Below are 16,245 nucleotides of genomic sequence, written 5' to 3'. Positions count from 1 at the left end.
CAAGTCCTAAAATTTGAATTTCAATTGCAGACCTAGGCCCGCAAAATCTCCGGGCGCCGGTGCCATCATCGAGGGCTTTACCTGCATTGTTAAATCATCACTCACGTCGAAGTTATAGAAGTGGGCATCTACGGCGGCATCTACAATCTGAATGACATAAATACCTACCATGCCGATGTAACTTAAATCGCGATAGCGACGGTAGTATTGTTTCTTACTGTTTAAAGCCTCTTCAAACCATTGTTCGTATTCACCATAGATGTCCTTCTCCTCCAGCCCTGTTGGAATAAACTCCAGATAGCTTTTGTTACCGGGGTCACGTATGATAAAATCGCGGTAGGCGGCTTTGTATTTTTTATAATATTTTGAGTTAAAGTGTATGGCGTAGGCCACACCGCCAATGCCGGCATACAGGATAGGTATTTTCCAGTACTTTTTATTGTAGGCCTGCCCCAGGCCGGGTAATATGGCCGCGTAAAAAGAGGCTTTATGGGGCGAGTGTTTTTTTTCTATGACGGGTGCCCCTACCTGCGGCACCTGTTGCACTACCGTATCGCCCTGTGTGATCATTGCGTCGCTTAGTTGTGCCTTTAGCGAAAAGGATGTGCTAAGCAAGGCCAGCAGACACCACAGCCATTTATGATGTGTATTTGTGGTCAAAATATGTTCTTTTACAAGCAATTAAATGGACTTATTTTGTTTTGTCCAGTATGCTAATGATTTTTTCCAATTCATCATCGGACGTAAAGGGTATAACAATTTTGCCTTTCCCCTTATCGCTTCGTGAAAATTGAATGTTGGTTCTAAAGAACGTTGACAACTGAGATTTCAATGCCTCGTACTCTTCCGGTAGATTTTTTTTCTTTTTGGCAGGTTTTTCCTGGCTCACGCCATTATTTAGGTCACGCACCATCTGTTCTACCTTACGAACAGATAGGTCGTTTTTTATGGTCTCTTCAAAAATCATCAACTGCGCCTGTGGGTCCTCAACGCTGATGATGGCACGGGCATGGCCCATACCAATTTGTTTTTCAACCAAGCCGAGCTGTACTTCAGCCGGTAATTTTAGCAATCGCAGGTAGTTGGCAATGGTCGATCGCTTTTTTCCCACTCTTTCCGACATGCTTTCCTGCGTGAGTTTACACTCTTCGATCAAACGCTGATAACTGATGGCTACTTCGATGGGATCCAGATCTTCGCGCTGTATGTTTTCCACCAGTGCCATTTCCAGCATGGTCTCATCATCAGCGGTACGAATATAGGCGGGCACGGTGTTTAGGCCGGCCATTTTGGAGGCTCTGAAACGACGCTCACCGGCAATCAGTTGATACTTGTCGGGTCCAACCCTGCGTAGCGTTAATGGCTGTACAATACCAATCTGTTTGATGGATTCCGATAACTCGGTCAAACGCTCCTGATCAAACTTGGTTCGTGGCTGCCAGGGATTGACCTCAATCTTATCAACTTCAATTTCGTTAATTGATGCCGCAGGTTTGGTCTCCCTTTTGTGAGTTACCTCATCGGCATTTTCAATTAATGCACCCAGTCCACGTCCTAAAGCGTTTTTTCTAGCCATTGTTTACTTATCGTTTATTCTTCTGGTCAAATATCTATACGTCAGAAAGGATTATTTCTTTTCCGACAGGTTATTCTTTTTTAAGAGTTCACGTGCCAGGTTCAGGTAATTTACTGCACCTTTAGAGGTGGCATCGTACATCACTACGGCTTTACCGTAGCTGGGTGCCTCGCTTAGCTTAATATTGCGCGATACGAGTGTTTTGAATACCATATCCTGGAAATGACGCTGTACTTCCTCCACCACCTGATTGGACAGGTTAAGGCGCGAGTCGTACATGGTTAGCAGGAAGCCTTCAATTTCCAGCTCCGGATTTAATCGGCTCTGGATTATCTTAATGGTGTTCAGTAGTTTACCCAGTCCCTCAAGCGCAAAATATTCGCACTGTACCGGTATAATAACTGAGTCAGCAGCCGTTAAGGCATTCACCGTGATTAAGCCAAGTGATGGCGAGCAGTCAATTAAAATAAAGTCGTACTGATCGCGTACCTTATCCAATACCTTGGTGAGTACATTCTCCCGATCGGGCAGATTCAGCATCTCTATTTCAGCACCAACCAGGTCGATGTGTGAAGGCAGTACATGTAAATGCTCAATTTCGGACTGAAGGGTTGCCTCGCGCGGATCGGTGCCGTCAACGATACATTCGTAAATACTATTTTCAACTTCCCTTAAGTCAAAACCAAGGCCTGATGTGGCATTGGCCTGAGGATCAGCGTCAACAATAAGAACGTTGTACTCCAGTACCGCTAAGCTTGCAGCCAGGTTAATGGCTGTGGTGGTTTTTCCAACGCCTCCTTTTTGATTTGCCAACGCAATTACTTTTGCCATATTGTGGTTTTTTTTGTGAATGAGGTTAAGGGTTACAAAATGGTTATTTTATTCTAAAAAGCCAAAGTTAAAATTTTCTCAAATATATAGCTTAGCTACGGACAAAAATACCTGAGGTTTCAATTATTTAATCTATTCGTTGGTCAATTTCTCAAAGCATTCGTCCAGTAATGCCTGTTTGTCGATCGGTACCACACCGGAGTACTCACACACCAGTCCGCCTGCCATATTGGCGATGCCTGCCACATGCTTTTGATCCAGTCCGCCCGCTAGGCATAAGGCACTTACGCTAATTACTGTATCGCCGGCACCCGACACATCGGCTATTTTTCGCACCTGAGCCGGTATAAAATGGTGCTGTTGCTCGTTAAGTATCAGCACGCCCTTTTCGGCCATGGTGAGCATGAAATGACGGATTCCTTGCTGTTTTGCAAAGTCCTTAGCCGCTTTCAGCAGTCCTTCGCGGTCGTTGCCGTTGATCTCCACCTTGGCCCCCTCCTTAAACTCTTTTAGGTTGGGTTTAAAAAAGGTAACCTCATTGTAGGCCAGGAAATTACGTTTCTTGGGATCAACAAGGGTGGGTATTCCTTTGCTCTGGGCCAACTTAACCGTATACTCGATGGTCGCCGGTGTCAGCACCCCTTTGTCGTAATCCTCAAATATGATGGCATCAATGCGATAAGTATTCAGCAAATCTTCGATATGGGCCTGCAACTTACCCTCCAATGATTCGTCAAGTGGGGTATTGGCTTCCTCATCAATGCGCAGCAGGTGCTGTTGTTGGCTGATGATGCGGGTTTTTACGGTTGTTTGTCGCTTGCCGGTAGTGATAATACCCTGTGCCGGTAGTTTATTCTCCTTCAGAAGATCCATGAAAATAGAGCCGGCCTCATCTTTGGCAATCACCGAGCACATAATGGGTGTAGCCCCCAGTGCCTGAATATTCAGCGCTACGTTGGCAGCACCGCCCAGTCGGTTTTCGCGTCCGGTGGTGGCAATGATGGGCACAGGTGCCTCTGGCGAAATACGACTCACATCGCCCCATAGGTAGGAGTCGATCATGACATCACCAATGATTAATACGTTCATCGTATCAAATGCACCAAAAACCCGGGTAAGCTCCTTTCTTGTCATGCTTATTCAATTTTGCAGCAAAGATAGAAAAAAGGGGCCAGCTTTTGTAAGGGCATATTTTTTATAACAAAACCTGGGTTTATGCGTATTTCAATGCGTTGAATATTTTCTATTAGAACGAAATTAAATTGCATTCATGTTGAAACAATCATTTTTTATCGCTTTTATCAATGTATGTCTCATGGCAGTGTGCCTGAGTTGCTCTGCACCTTCGGTGCGCACAGGCGACAAGGCTCAGTTAGTTAAACTGTCCGATGGATCCCAGGTAGTACTTAATCAGCATTCTGTTTTGCAGTATGAGATCAACGATGAGCATCGTGATGTGACGCTTCAGGGCGATGCCTTTTTTAAAGTTAATAAAACCGGAATTCCTTTTAAAGTGCATACGGCCCACGGGTCGGTTACCGTGCTGGGTACAAGTTTTGCTGTGGCCACCACCGAGGAGAGCCTGGCTGTGGAGGTGGATGAAGGTGAAGTGGAAGTGGAAACAGTACAGGGAAGTAAGCGCGTGAAGAGGCGGGAGCGTGTTTTTTACAGCGATGTGAAAAAACTATTTAAAAAGGGGCATGCCGAGTTTAAACACCATATCTGGACTGATGAATTTAAGGACGATATGCGTGCTTTGGGCAAGGAAATTGAAAGAGGCGGAAAAAAGGTGGGTAAGGAATTGAAGCGTTTGGGGCGCGACTTGAACATTAAAATGTAATGGCTATCTTCGTATTGTATCAACGCAATACTAATGAAAGTCAGGCTTATGAAACGTTTTTTTCTTTTGGGTTTTACCCTTTTGGTAACCCTTGCAATGGCTCAGGCCGCCTATAAAATTGAACGCGTCGAACCGGCTTTTTGGTGGGCTGGCATGGAAAATGAAAATCTTCAGTTGCTGGTTTATGGCCAAAATATTTCCGATTTGCGGCCCAGTATTAATTACGAGGGGGTTCTTTTGGATCGAAGCGTACAGGTGAAATCGCCCAACTATCTTTTTCTGTACCTTAAAATTGATAAAGATGTCAAACCCGGGCGTTTTGATATCGTTTTTAATCGAAAGAATAAAGCACAGCTAAAATACAGTTATGAGTTAAAGAAGCGTCGTGAGGGTTCTGCCCAGCGGCAGGGTTACAATACTTCTGATGTGATGTACCTGATTACGCCCGATCGCTTTGTTAATGGAGATCTTTCCAATGATGAAGTGGAGGGCATGAAAGAGGGGCTTGACCGGTCGGCCGAGTTTGGCCGGCATGGTGGCGACTTAGCGGGTGTCATCAGTAAGCTCGATTATATTGAAGAGATGGGCTATACCACCTTGTGGCTAAATCCGGTGATGGAGAACGATATGCCTGAAGGCTCCTACCATGGCTATGCCATCACTGATTTTTATAAGACCGATGCGCGGCATGGGAGCAATGAGGATTATGTGAAGCTGTCGGAGGAGTTGAAGAAACGCGATATGAAGCTGGTGATTGATATGATTATGAATCACTGTGGCTCCCATCATTGGTGGATGAAAGATTTACCGGCCGACGACTGGCTGAACTTTCAGGAGGGCTGGCAGGTAACTACCCACTTGCGCGAAACCAATATGGATCCTTATGCATCGGATTATGATAAGCGCAGGCATGCCGATGGCTGGTTTGTGGAGTCTATGCCCGATCTCAATCAGCGAAACCCTTTAATGGCCGATTATTTGATTTATAACACTATCTGGTGGATCGAATACGCCGATTTGGATGGTATTCGCATGGATACCTATCCCTATCCTGATAAGGCGTTTATGAGTGAGTGGACGCGTCGCGTAATGGCTGAATACCCTTACTTTAATATCGTGGGTGAGGAGTGGAGCACCAATCCGGCAATCGTATCGTATTGGCAAAAAGGAAAGCATAATTCTGACGGCTATATTTCGTATATGCCCGGTGTATTTGATTTTCCCTTACAAGATGCTTTGGTAAAGGCTTTGAATGAAGATGACAGCCAGTGGGGGCAGGGCCTGCCCAAGTTATATGGTATGTTGGCCAATGATCATCTGTATGCCGACCCCACGCAGCTGGTGGTTTTCCCTGATAACCACGATATGAGTCGTTTTTATACTCAGATCAATGAAGATTTTGATTTATTTAAAATGGGAATGGCCTACATTGCGATTACCCGCGGTATTCCGCAAATCTACTATGGAACCGAGATACTGATGACCAACCCAAACTCCGACTCACATGGCGAGATACGGGGGGATTATCCCGGTGGATGGCCGGGCGATAAGGTAAACGCCTTTACAGGCGAAGGACTGACAGCTCAGCAAAAGGAAGCGCAGCAGTTTGTAAAAACCTTGCTCAATTGGCGCAAGACCTCCAATGCGGTTCATAAGGGTGATCTAAAGCACTTTGCACCCAATCATGCCAACGGACTTTATACCTTGTTTCGTTATGACGATGAGTCGGTGGTGATGCTCATGATGAATAAAAATCCTGAGGCCAAAGATGTAAATATCCTGCCTTTTAAAGATGAGGTGATTGGTACGGCAACACAAGGAACGGATGTAATCAGTGGTAGCGTTGTGTCGCTTGCCGGAGATAAGGTTACGGTCGGTCCTCGTTCCTTCCTTTTGGTGGAGATAAAGAAGTAAATTCATAATTTGAATATCATCCATTACCAATAGAAAGCCCCACATCCATGGATGTGGGGCTTTTTCTAAGTGTCTAAACTTTCTACAAGTCTATTGTCTATTTATACTCATCCCAGTGCTTAATGCTTATTTTATCCATATCCAGCTTGCAAAATGAATAAATAAAGGCACTCGCCAAACGGGCGTTGGTAATCAGCGGTATGTTAAAGTCAATGGCATCACGACGAATCTGGTAGCCGTTTTTCAGCTCATCCTTGCTCAGATTCTTAGGGATGTTAATCACCAGGTCAATCTTCTTCTCGCGGATGTAATCCATGGTATTGGGCTTTTGATCCTCGTTGGGCCAGTACAGCAGGGTTGTTTCCACGCCATTCTCGGCAAAGAACCTATGTGTTCCACCCGTGGCAAATAGGTTATAGCCACGCTCCTTTAGCATACGTGCACTTTGCAGCAATTCGAGTTTGGAGCGTGCAGGACCCGATGAAATAAGAATGTTCTTCTCGGGCACGCGATAACCCACTGATAGCATGGATTGAAGCACAGCGTCGTAGTAGTTTTCGCCGATGCAACCTACCTCACCGGTCGATGACATATCCACACCCAGTACCGGATCGGCCTTGGCCAATCGGGCAAAGGAGAACTGAGGGGCTTTAATACCCACATAATCCAGCTCAAAAGAGCTCTTGGTTAGCTTCTCCACGGGCAAGCCCAGCATGGCGCGGGTAGCCAGGTCAATCAGGTTTACTTTTAGTACCTTCGATACAAAGGGGAAGCTTCGCGAGGCGCGCAGGTTACACTCAATTACCTTAATATCATTGTCCTTGGCCAGTAGCTGCATGTTAAAGGGGCCGGTAATATTCAGTCCCTTGGCAATCTCACGGGCAATCCTCTTCACGCGGCGGATGGTTTCCACATACAGTTTCTGAGGAGGGAAAACAATGGTGGCATCGCCTGAGTGTACACCGGCAAACTCAATGTGTTCGCTGATGGCGTAACCCACCACTTCGCCCTTGTTGGCTACGGCATCTACCTCAATCTCTTTGGCTTGCTCAATAAACTCCGATACAACCACCGGAAATTCTTTGGATACATTGGCGGCCAGCGTTAGGAAATGCTCCAGCTCGTCTTTGTTGGATACCACATTCATAGCGGCACCTGACAGTACATACGAAGGACGCACCAACACGGGGAAGCCTACTTCATCCACAAAAGTGAAGATGTCGTCAATGGAGGTTAGCTCGCTCCAGCGGGGCTGATCAACACCCAGTTCATCAAGCAGGCTTGAGAATTTCTGACGGTTCTCAGCACGGTCAATGTCCTCGGGCGAAGTACCCAGGATAGGCACCTGCTGACGATGCAGTTTCATGGCCAGGTTGTTGGGTATCTGCCCACCTACCGACACAATCACACCCTTGGGTGTTTCCAGATCGATGATGTCCAGCACGCGCTCCTGTGTTAACTCATCGAAGTATAGGCGGTCGCACATATCGTAGTCGGTACTTACCGTCTCGGGATTGTAGTTAATCATTACCGAGCGATGATCCTTCTGCTTGTTGATGGTGTTGAGGGCATTTACACTACACCAGTCAAATTCTACCGATGAGCCAATGCGGTAGGCACCTGAGCCGAGTACAATCACCGAATGACCATCTTTCTCATAGTCAATATCGTGTGTGGTGCCACTGTAGGTCAGGTACAGGTAATTAATTTTTGCCGGAAACTCACCCGCCATGGTGTCAATCTGTTTCACCACAGGAAGGATGCCATGGGCTTTACGGAAGTTGCGAACCTGTAGCAGACCCTCCTCCATATTATCGGGCTTAAGCACCATGCGTGCTACCTGAAAGTCGGAGAAGCCCATTTTCTTGGCATCCAACAGCGCTTCGTCCGGCAGTTTATCCAGAGAATTGTGTTGTTGCAGAATAGCAGCGTGGTCGGTAATGTTTTTCAACTTCTCGAGGAACCATTTGTCGATGCGTGTCAGCTGATGAATTTCATCTACCGTAGATCCGGCCTGAAGCGCTTCAGCAATGGCAAATACCCGCTGATCGGTGGGTTCTTGCAGTTCCTTCTTCACGTCTTTTGTAAAAGGATGGTTGCCCACAAAGCCGTGCATGCCTTGTCCTACCATTCGCAGCCCTTTCTGAATGGCTTCTTCGAAATTGCGGCCGATGGCCATGATTTCACCTACTGACTTCATGCTGGAGCCAATCTCTTTGGATACACCGCTAAACTTACCCAAATCCCAACGAGGTATTTTACACACGATGTAGTCCAGCGCGGGTTCAAAGAAGGCCGTTGTTGTTTTGGTCACTGAGTTTTTCAGTTCGTGAAGGCTGTAACCCAGACCTAGCTTGGCAGCGATAAAGGCTAGTGGATAACCGGTTGCCTTTGAGGCTAGTGCTGAGGAGCGCGATAGGCGGGCATTTACCTCAATTACACGGTAATCTTCCGAGTAAGGATCTAAGGCGTACTGCACATTACACTCGCCCACAATGCCAATGTGGCGGATGATTTTAATGGCCAGCTCACGCAATTTATGATACTCGGCATTGGATAGAGTTTGCGAAGGTGCCACTACAATACTCTCGCCGGTGTGGATACCCAGTGGGTCGAAGTTTTCCATGTTACACACGGTGATGCAGTTATTATAAGCATCGCGCACTACTTCGTACTCTACTTCTTTCCAGCCTTTCAGTGATTCTTCCACCAGTATCTGGTTTGAATAGGAAAAGGCATTTTCGGCACGTTCAATCAGTTCTTCTTTATTCTGGCAGAATCCCGAGCCCATACCACCCAGTGTATAAGCGGCACGTACAATAATGGGGAAACCAATCTCGTCCGATGCTTTTAAAGCCTCCTCAACCGATGTAACAGCGATGCTAACCGGTGTTTTAACATCGATCTCACGTAGCTTATTGGCAAATATTTCGCGGTCTTCGGTGTTAATAATTGCTTGTACAGGAGTACCCAGCACCTCCACATTGTACTTCTTCAGAATGCCGGTTTCGTACAAGGCTGTTCCGCAGTTAAGGGCTGTCTGCCCGCCAAAAGCCAGCAGAATACCCTCCGGACTTTCCTTTTTTATCACCTGCTCAACAAAGTAAGGTGTTACCGGCAGATAGTAGATCTTATCGGCAATGCCTTCCGATGTTTGAACCGTGGCAATGTTGGGGTTGATCAATACCGTTTCAATACCTTCTTCCTTAAGGGCTTTCAGGGCTTGTGAACCCGAGTAGTCAAACTCGCCCGCTTCACCAATTTTTAGTGCGCCTGAGCCCAGTACAACTACCTTCTTGACGTGCTTCTTCATGTTATTTTATTATTGTTGTTTCCTTTTTGTTGTAATCTGCCTCGCTTCATTAAGCAATTTCCAAACATATTGGACAATAAACAACCCGTGCGCTGCACTTTTGAGTTAAAAAATTTAACATCTTTTGGCCATAATTATGCGACCCCGTGTTTGATTTTATTAGAATGATGTTGCATGCGCTCTCTCTTTTCTGCGTTTTAACGCAGGCCATAGCTACTGTTTGCCTATGGGCAACTGTGATGTGAGTGGCGAAGAAAGAATAAATGAAAAACAGCGTGCTTGTCCCGTAACGAGCTAATGCAGATAAGAGTATATGCAATTCAAAAATAGTCACTTGCGACTGCTGTTTTATGCGGTTTTGAATTTATTGTCGCGCAAAAATACAATTTTTTTACTAAAAGTAACTTTGAAATTTATAATTAATGAATAAATTTGCATCGACGATGTATAAATATACATTTATCAAAGAAGAAGAACCCAATGAAGATTAAAGCAAAACGACTGATTGCGATCAAGCAAATTATCAGCACTCAAAAAGTCAGTTCGCAGGAGGAGCTGGTGGTGCTGCTTGAAGCAGAGGGCTATAAGATAACACAGGCTACCTTGTCCCGCGACCTCAAGTATTTAAAGGTTGCCAAGGTGCCCGATGTTGAAACAGGCTATAAATATATAGTGCCTGAGGCGACTCAACGACAGGATGAGGCTCCCGTACAAGAGGAGTTTCCTGTTAGTGGTGTGGAGTCCATTGAATTTTCCGGACACTTGGCCATTATAAAAACACGGCCTGGTTTTGCCAACGGAATAGCCTCGGTTATTGATAGTCATGGTCCTTATGAAATACTCGGCAGTATTGCCGGCGACGATACCATTCTATTGATTAGTCGTGAAGGGGTTTCAAAGTCAGACGTGATCAATGCTTTGTCTTTATTTATGCCGGGGTTAAAGGAAAAGAGTTTATAAAATGTCTGCTTTTTGTTAGGCATAAGCACCGCTTTATTAGTATATTATAGCGTGAGGGTGATGAAGTCTGACTGCTGTAAGCAGATGATATGAAAGTGTGAGGGGCCGGTTGTGAAGCGTGCATCGCAGCGGTATTATAACAAAGGACTATGAGTAAGTTTAACATTTTTGTGGCAACGGAGGAGCATCTAAGTTATGTGGATGTGGTGTTGAATACGATAGCGGAAGCAGCTAAAGTGCGTGGTACAGGTATTGCAAAGCGTAATCCGGAATATCTTCAAAAGAAAATTGAAGAGGGGAAAGCAATCTTGGCCCTTCATCAGGGTGAGTTTGCCGGTTTTTGTTATATCGAAACCTGGGGGCACGATAAATTTGTTGCCAACTCGGGGCTTATTGTGGTTGACTCATTTCGGGGTAATGGATTGGCTAAGGCCATTAAAACAAAGGCTTTTGAATTGTCGCGTAAGCGTTATCCGCAGGCTAAAATCTTTGGTCTTACCACGGGTCTTGCTGTCATGAAGATAAATTCCGACCTTGGTTATCGGCCGGTCACCTTCTCAGAGCTTACTGATGATGAGCAGTTTTGGAAGGGCTGTCAGAGCTGTGTTAATTACGATATTTTGCTGCGTACCGAGCGTAAGCATTGTTTGTGTACCGGCATGCTGTACGACCCTATGCGTGCATCGCAAAAGACATCAAAGCCAGCGTCTGGTATGCTGTCACGACTGCGCAGTGCCGTAAAGAAAAGAGATTCCAAAGGCGGTCGGTTTTTTAAAGGCCTGACAGCTCTGTTTTAAGCATATAATTTAGCATACGATAATTATTTAACGATGAAAGAAAAGGTAGTTTTAGCGTACAGTGGAGGTTTGGATACTTCGTTTTGTGTGAAGTATCTGGCCGAGGAGAAAAACCTGGAAATATACTCTGCTATTGCCAATACAGGTGGTTTTAGTGAAGAGGAATTGTCGGATATAGAAGCGAAAGCTTATGAGTTGGGTGTGGCCCGCCATGCCACCCTCGATGTTACTGAACGCTACTACCGCCGCTGCATTCGTTATATGATTTATGGCAATGTGTTAAAGAATAACACTTACCCACTCTCCGTTAGTTCGGAACGTATTTTTCAGGCATTAGCAATTGTTGATTATGCCCGTTCCATTGGTGCCAAATATATTGCACATGGTAGCACTGGAGCCGGTAATGATCAAATTCGTTTTGACCTGACATTCCAGGTTTTAGCGCCTGACATTAAGGTGATTGCTCCTATCCGTAACCTACAATTGTCACGTGAGCAGGAGATTAGTTATCTGAAAGAAAGGGGTGTGGTGCGCGACTGGACCAAGATGGAGTATTCCATTAATAAAGGACTATGGGGTACCAGCGTGGGGGGTAAAGAAACGCTTACCTCCAACCAAACACTGCCGAGCGATGCTTATCCCAGTCAGTTGAAAAAGGACGGGGAAGAAACTCTGGAGATTGGTTTTGTAAAGGGTGAAATAGCAACCATCAACAGCTTTGCTTTTGATGATCCTGTAGAAGCTATTAAGTATATTGAGCAGTTGGGTGCGGCCTATGCCATTGGTCGTGATATGCACGTGGGCGATACCATTATTGGTATTAAGGGGCGTGTAGGTTTTGAGGCAGCAGCTCCTATTCTGATTATTAATGCCCATCGGGTGCTGGAGAAACATGTACTTACCAAATGGCAGATGCATTGGAAAGAACAGCTGGCCAATTGGTATGGTATGTTCCTGCATGAGTCGCAGTATCTGGAGCCGGTGATGCGTGACATTGAAAAGTTTTTGGAGAGTTCGCAGCAGAATGTTACAGGTAAAGTCATCATCAAGCTAATGCCTTACCGTTTTGAGGTAGTAGGTATTGAGTCGGAGCACGACCTGATGAGTGATGTTTTTGGCGAGTATGGGGAGATGAATAAAGCCTGGACAGCCCAGGATGTAGAAGGTTTTACCACCATTATGTCTACGCCATTGAAGATATACAATGCCGTCAATAAGGGGCAACTGGACTTAAAAGAAGGTGATGATTAAAGTAGGAATTGTAGGAGGTGCCGGCTATACGGCAGGAGAATTATTGCGCATATTATTGCAACATCCCAAGGCTCAAATTGGTTTTGTGCAGAGTACAAGCCAGGCAGGACTGCCGGTAACGGCCATTCATACTGATCTGGTAGGTGATACGGATCTTGTTTTTGACGGGGAAATTGACTATTCGGTGGATGTGCTGTTTTTATGCATGGGCCATGGTCGATCACGACAATTTGTAAAGGATATACCCACTACTTATGCAGGTAAGATTATTGACTTGAGTCATGACTTCCGCCTTAAAGAGTTGGCTGATGGCTTCGTCTATGGTTTACCTGAGTTAAATGGTGCTGCCATCAGAGAGGCAAAATACATTGCTAATCCGGGGTGCTTTGCCACAGCCATACAGTTGGCCTTGCTTCCTTTAGCGGCAGCAAAGCAACTTAGCGAGGTGCATATTCATGCTATCACGGGATCGACGGGAGCGGGGCAGGCTTGCTCTCCTACCACGCATTTTAGTTGGCGTAATAACAATGCATCAGTATACAAATCCTTTGAGCATCAGCATTTGGGTGAGATCGGTGAATCCATGCTGCAGCTGCAGCCGGATTTTGCGCAGGATATTAATTTTGTGCCTATGCGGGGTAATTATCCTCGCGGAATTCTGGCCTCGGTTTATCTCGATTCCGATTTAAGCGAAGAGGAGGCCGTGAGTCTTTATGGTAGTTATTATAAGCAGCATCCCTTCACGCACACTGTGGTAAGTAATCCTGATGTGAAGCAGGTGGTAAATACTAATAAAGCATTGGTTTGTGTGAAAAAGCACGGATCGAAACTGCACATTGTCAGTGTGATCGATAACCTCTTGAAAGGGGCATCAGGTCAGGCTGTTCAAAATATGAATCTTTTATTTGGTTTGGATGAGGCAGCAGGCCTTCGCTTAAAATCTGTGGCTTTTTAGCCGGTTAAAGAATCGGTTTGTCATAGTTTATTTGGTTTAAATTTTAGGTGTTCATTCTTCTTTGTATGAAGGCCAACTGTTCTAGAGTGCCACAGGTATTATGCCTGTGGTGCTTCATCCACTTACCGCTGAGATACACTTATCTGACAGCAGATAGAAAAGATTAACAATATGAATATATTTGATGTATACTCGCTTTTTGATATAACGCCCGTAAAGGGTGAGGGCTGCTATGTTTGGGACGATAAAGGGAATCGTTACCTCGATTTATACGGAGGTCATGCGGTTATTTCCATCGGACACAGTCATCCACACTATATCGAGCGCATATCGAGTCAGCTGAAGCAGCTTGGCTTTTACAGTAACTCAATTCAAAATCCTTTGCAGCAGGAACTGGCCGATAAGCTGGGTGCCCTCAGTGGAATGGATGATTACCAGCTTTTTTTATGCAATTCGGGTGCCGAAGCCAATGAAAATGCGCTTAAACTGGCTTCTTTTCAAACCGGACGGGCCAAGGTGGTAGCCTTTGAGAAGGGCTTTCATGGTCGTACATCCGGCGCTGTTGCGGCGACTGACAATCCCCGTATTCAGGCACCTTATAATCAGGGGCACCAGGTAGAGATTGTGGCCTGGGAAGACCTGGAGGCGTTGGAGGCTTCCCTAATGAAAAGAGATGTGGCCGCTGTGATTATTGAAGGTATTCAAGGGATTGGGGGTATACACATTCCGTCGGCCTCCTTTTTGCAAGATATGCAGACGCTGTGCAGACGCTATGGTACTTTGCTTATCCTTGATGAAATACAGTCGGGCTACGGCAGAACCGGCGAGTTTTTTGCCTTTCAGCATGCTAATATCGAACCCGATATGGTGACCATGGCCAAAGGGATGGGAAATGGTTTTCCCATTGGGGGTGTCCTTATTTCCCCTGCCATAAAGCCCAAGAAGGGCATGCTGGGTACCACTTTTGGTGGCAGTCACCTGGCCTGTGCAGCTGGTCTTGCTGTTTTGGAGGTGATGGAACAGGAGAAACTAATGGATCAGGTAAAAACTAATGGAAAATACTTTTTAAAAAGTCTAAATAACATAAAGAAAGTTAATGAGATACGTGGTTGTGGACTGATGTTGGCCCTTGAAATGAAGGAAAATATTGCATCCATAAGGCATGACTTGTTAATTAAAAATCATATTTTTACGGGCATTTCCGGCACCTATACATTGAGGTTATTGCCTCCATTGACACTCCAAAGGGGTCAAATTGACACCTTTATGTCCAGATTGGAGGCTTGTGTAGACAGCAGTTAACATCCAAATAAATATGATTAGATCGTACTGGAACGAAGAGTGGAAGGAGCTTGAATTTGAAGAGGGTGCACTTAAGAAGCGTTATGCCCTTTCCAATTATGGAAGAATAATTAGTTACATCGGAAATATGAACGATGGCGACTACATTAAAGGAGGTAAGTTGAGGGGATATCCTACATTGCCCTTGCGGCCGTTTGGAAAGTCGAAGACCTTTTATATTCATAAGCTTGTGGCTGAATTATTCCTGCCTAAGACATCACCCGATCAGAAGTACGTCATTCATCTGGATTATAACAAATCCAATAATTATATCGATAATTTGCGCTGGGTGAATAAGAGTGAGATGTTTGCTCATCAGCAAAATAACCCGTCGGTATTGGAGGCTCGCGAAAAGCAACGAGGACGAAAAACACAACAGGGTCATAAGCTCACCGCTACCCAGGTGATGCGCTTGAAAAAGAAAATAAATGACCCCAACCGTAAAACGCGATTAAAGTTAATAGCACGCGAATTTGGAATCAGTGAGATGCAACTATACCGGATTAAATCCGGCGAGAACTGGAGCCATGTAGAAGTGGATGTACCGGTGATGGAAGATAAGTAGTTTGCATTGAGGTTTTTCGACGGTTTTTGTGTAGATTTATAAGTTCTAATTTGCTTTTGCTTATATCTTAACACAATAACCATAGAAAATCCTACTACATGAAAGTTTCAAAAGTTGCAATTATTGGCGGTGGTAATTTGGGCACCGCCATAGCGCGGGGTTTACTAAGCAAGGGCCTGTTTACTCCCGGGCAAATTGCCATAACACGCCGCCGCACTGCCCTGTTGGCCGATCTTAAGGCACAAGGATTATGGGTATCTAATAATAACGCTGAAGCCGCCACAGCTGCCCAGGTTGTTTTTCTGGGTGTCAAGCCCTATCAGGTTGAAAAAGTTTTAAAAGAAATTGCGCCCGTGCTGACGGAGAATACTTTACTAATTTCTCTGGCTACCGGTGTGGCATCCACCACCTTGCAATCATACTGTAGTGTTCAGTTACCCATTTTCAGGGCCATGCCCAATACGGCCATTGAAATAGGTGAGTCCATGACTTGTATCTCTTCCTATAAAGCCACACAGGCGCAAGAGGAGCAAGTAGTGCAGTTGTTTGCACAAATGGGACAGGCGCTGATCATTCCCGAGGAGTTGATGGCGGCAGCAACAGTGCTTGCGGCTTGTGGCATAGCCTATGCCATGCGCTTTATTCGGGCGGCAACCCAGGGTGGCATTGAAATAGGTTTTGGCTCTCGCCTGGCAGCGCAAATATCTGCTCAAACCATTAAAGGGGCCGCTGATCTGCTTATTCAGAAAGGAACACACCCCGAGGATGAGATTGATAAGGTAACCACTCCGCGCGGAGTTACCATTTCAGGATTGAATGAAATGGAGCATCAGGGTTTTAGCTCTGCCCTTATTAAAGGACTCCTTACCTCGTTTAATAAAATTCAAAAAGGTCAGTAGCGT

Annotated in this window: 14 protein-coding genes; 9 read left to right on the top strand and 5 right to left on the bottom strand. The window is 45.5% G+C overall.

Annotated elements, in window-relative coordinates; all coding sequences use genetic code 11:
* Positions 1 to 6: 6 nt before the first annotated feature.
* The 4 genes from ACRD7A_RS08960 to ACRD7A_RS08945 all read right to left on the bottom strand — a co-directional run bounded on the left by ACRD7A_RS08960 (position 7) and on the right by ACRD7A_RS08945 (position 3,541).
* The gene (locus tag ACRD7A_RS08960) at positions 7 to 660 is read right to left on the bottom strand and encodes a DUF5683 domain-containing protein (RefSeq protein WP_430810620.1); all 654 of its coding nucleotides are present in this window, start codon (positions 658 to 660) and stop codon (positions 7 to 9) included.
* Positions 661 to 691: 31 nt separating this feature from the next.
* Positions 692 to 1,576 carry a ParB/RepB/Spo0J family partition protein gene (locus ACRD7A_RS08955; RefSeq protein WP_430810621.1) on the bottom strand — a complete coding sequence of 295 codons (885 nt, stop codon included), beginning with the start codon at positions 1,574 to 1,576 and terminating at the stop codon, positions 692 to 694.
* 51 nt (positions 1,577 to 1,627) lie between these two features.
* The gene (locus tag ACRD7A_RS08950) at positions 1,628 to 2,407 is read right to left on the bottom strand and encodes a ParA family protein (RefSeq protein ID WP_430810622.1); all 780 of its coding nucleotides are present in this window, start codon (positions 2,405 to 2,407) and stop codon (positions 1,628 to 1,630) included.
* Between the two features lie 132 nt (positions 2,408 to 2,539).
* On the bottom strand, positions 2,540 to 3,541 hold the full coding sequence (locus tag ACRD7A_RS08945) for a bifunctional heptose 7-phosphate kinase/heptose 1-phosphate adenyltransferase (protein ID WP_430810623.1): 1,002 nt from the start codon (positions 3,539 to 3,541) through the stop codon (positions 2,540 to 2,542).
* Between the two features lie 136 nt (positions 3,542 to 3,677).
* Between ACRD7A_RS08945 and ACRD7A_RS08940 the strand changes: the two genes are divergently transcribed.
* Entirely contained in the window at positions 3,678 to 4,247 is a 570-nt protein-coding gene (locus ACRD7A_RS08940; protein WP_430810624.1) for a FecR domain-containing protein, read from the top strand.
* A gap of 48 nt (positions 4,248 to 4,295) precedes the next feature.
* On the top strand, positions 4,296 to 6,161 hold the full coding sequence (locus ACRD7A_RS08935; RefSeq protein ID WP_430810625.1) for a glycoside hydrolase family 13 protein: 1,866 nt from the start codon (positions 4,296 to 4,298) through the stop codon (positions 6,159 to 6,161).
* A 97-nt stretch (positions 6,162 to 6,258) separates the two neighbouring features.
* Here the strand turns inward: ACRD7A_RS08935 and carB are convergent, their stop codons facing one another.
* Complete coding sequence (gene carB / locus ACRD7A_RS08930; RefSeq protein WP_430810626.1) at positions 6,259 to 9,474, bottom strand: carbamoyl-phosphate synthase (glutamine-hydrolyzing) large subunit; 3,216 nt, start codon at positions 9,472 to 9,474, stop codon at positions 6,259 to 6,261.
* 480 nt (positions 9,475 to 9,954) lie between these two features.
* Here carB and argR point away from each other — a divergent pair, with 480 nt between their 5' ends.
* From argR to proC, 7 genes are all read left to right on the top strand, one after another.
* Positions 9,955 to 10,434: an arginine repressor gene (gene argR / locus ACRD7A_RS08925; RefSeq protein WP_430810627.1), complete on the top strand. Its 480-nt coding sequence runs from the start codon at positions 9,955 to 9,957 to the stop codon at positions 10,432 to 10,434.
* A gap of 149 nt (positions 10,435 to 10,583) precedes the next feature.
* Positions 10,584 to 11,231 (top strand): GNAT family N-acetyltransferase, encoded by a 648-nt coding sequence (locus tag ACRD7A_RS08920; RefSeq protein ID WP_430810628.1) that lies wholly within the window; start codon positions 10,584 to 10,586, stop codon positions 11,229 to 11,231.
* Positions 11,232 to 11,264: 33 nt separating this feature from the next.
* Complete coding sequence (locus ACRD7A_RS08915; protein ID WP_430810629.1) at positions 11,265 to 12,482, top strand: argininosuccinate synthase; 1,218 nt, start codon at positions 11,265 to 11,267, stop codon at positions 12,480 to 12,482.
* Positions 12,475 to 13,437 carry an N-acetyl-gamma-glutamyl-phosphate reductase gene (gene argC, locus ACRD7A_RS08910; protein ID WP_430810630.1) on the top strand — a complete coding sequence of 321 codons (963 nt, stop codon included), beginning with the start codon at positions 12,475 to 12,477 and terminating at the stop codon, positions 13,435 to 13,437. The genes ACRD7A_RS08915 and argC overlap by 8 nt, the downstream gene beginning before the upstream one ends.
* 171 nt (positions 13,438 to 13,608) lie before the next feature.
* Entirely contained in the window at positions 13,609 to 14,739 is a 1,131-nt protein-coding gene (locus ACRD7A_RS08905; protein ID WP_430810631.1) for an aspartate aminotransferase family protein, read from the top strand.
* Between the two features lie 13 nt (positions 14,740 to 14,752).
* Positions 14,753 to 15,343, top strand: a complete 591-nt coding sequence (locus ACRD7A_RS08900; protein ID WP_430810632.1) for an HNH endonuclease — start codon at positions 14,753 to 14,755, stop codon at positions 15,341 to 15,343.
* A gap of 98 nt (positions 15,344 to 15,441) precedes the next feature.
* Positions 15,442 to 16,242 (top strand): pyrroline-5-carboxylate reductase, encoded by an 801-nt coding sequence (gene proC, locus ACRD7A_RS08895; protein ID WP_430810633.1) that lies wholly within the window; start codon positions 15,442 to 15,444, stop codon positions 16,240 to 16,242.
* Positions 16,243 to 16,245: the final 3 nt, after the last annotated feature.

The sequence above is a fragment of the Carboxylicivirga longa genome, from assembly GCF_050589825.1.
GTDB lineage: Bacteria > Bacteroidota > Bacteroidia > Bacteroidales > Marinilabiliaceae > Carboxylicivirga > Carboxylicivirga longa.
This window is presented reverse-complemented; position numbering and strand designations above follow the sequence as displayed.

Bases quoted from the DNA above. Each gene is read 5' to 3' on its own strand.
- argR (WP_430810627.1), top strand. From the start codon at position 9,955: ATGAAGATTAAAGCAAAACGACTGATTGCGATCAAGCAAATTATCAGC.
- ACRD7A_RS08945 (WP_430810623.1), bottom strand. From the start codon at position 3,541: ATGACAAGAAAGGAGCTTACCCGGGTTTTTGGTGCATTTGATACGATG.
- ACRD7A_RS08920 (WP_430810628.1), top strand. From the start codon at position 10,584: ATGAGTAAGTTTAACATTTTTGTGGCAACGGAGGAGCATCTAAGTTAT.
- argC (WP_430810630.1), top strand. From the start codon at position 12,475: ATGATTAAAGTAGGAATTGTAGGAGGTGCCGGCTATACGGCAGGAGAA.
- ACRD7A_RS08950 (WP_430810622.1), bottom strand. From the start codon at position 2,407: ATGGCAAAAGTAATTGCGTTGGCAAATCAAAAAGGAGGCGTTGGAAAA.
- ACRD7A_RS08935 (WP_430810625.1), top strand. From the start codon at position 4,296: ATGAAACGTTTTTTTCTTTTGGGTTTTACCCTTTTGGTAACCCTTGCA.
- ACRD7A_RS08940 (WP_430810624.1), top strand. From the start codon at position 3,678: ATGTTGAAACAATCATTTTTTATCGCTTTTATCAATGTATGTCTCATG.
- ACRD7A_RS08955 (WP_430810621.1), bottom strand. From the start codon at position 1,576: ATGGCTAGAAAAAACGCTTTAGGACGTGGACTGGGTGCATTAATTGAA.
- carB (WP_430810626.1), bottom strand. From the start codon at position 9,474: ATGAAGAAGCACGTCAAGAAGGTAGTTGTACTGGGCTCAGGCGCACTA.
- ACRD7A_RS08900 (WP_430810632.1), top strand. From the start codon at position 14,753: ATGATTAGATCGTACTGGAACGAAGAGTGGAAGGAGCTTGAATTTGAA.
- ACRD7A_RS08905 (WP_430810631.1), top strand. From the start codon at position 13,609: ATGAATATATTTGATGTATACTCGCTTTTTGATATAACGCCCGTAAAG.
- ACRD7A_RS08915 (WP_430810629.1), top strand. From the start codon at position 11,265: ATGAAAGAAAAGGTAGTTTTAGCGTACAGTGGAGGTTTGGATACTTCG.
- proC (WP_430810633.1), top strand. From the start codon at position 15,442: ATGAAAGTTTCAAAAGTTGCAATTATTGGCGGTGGTAATTTGGGCACC.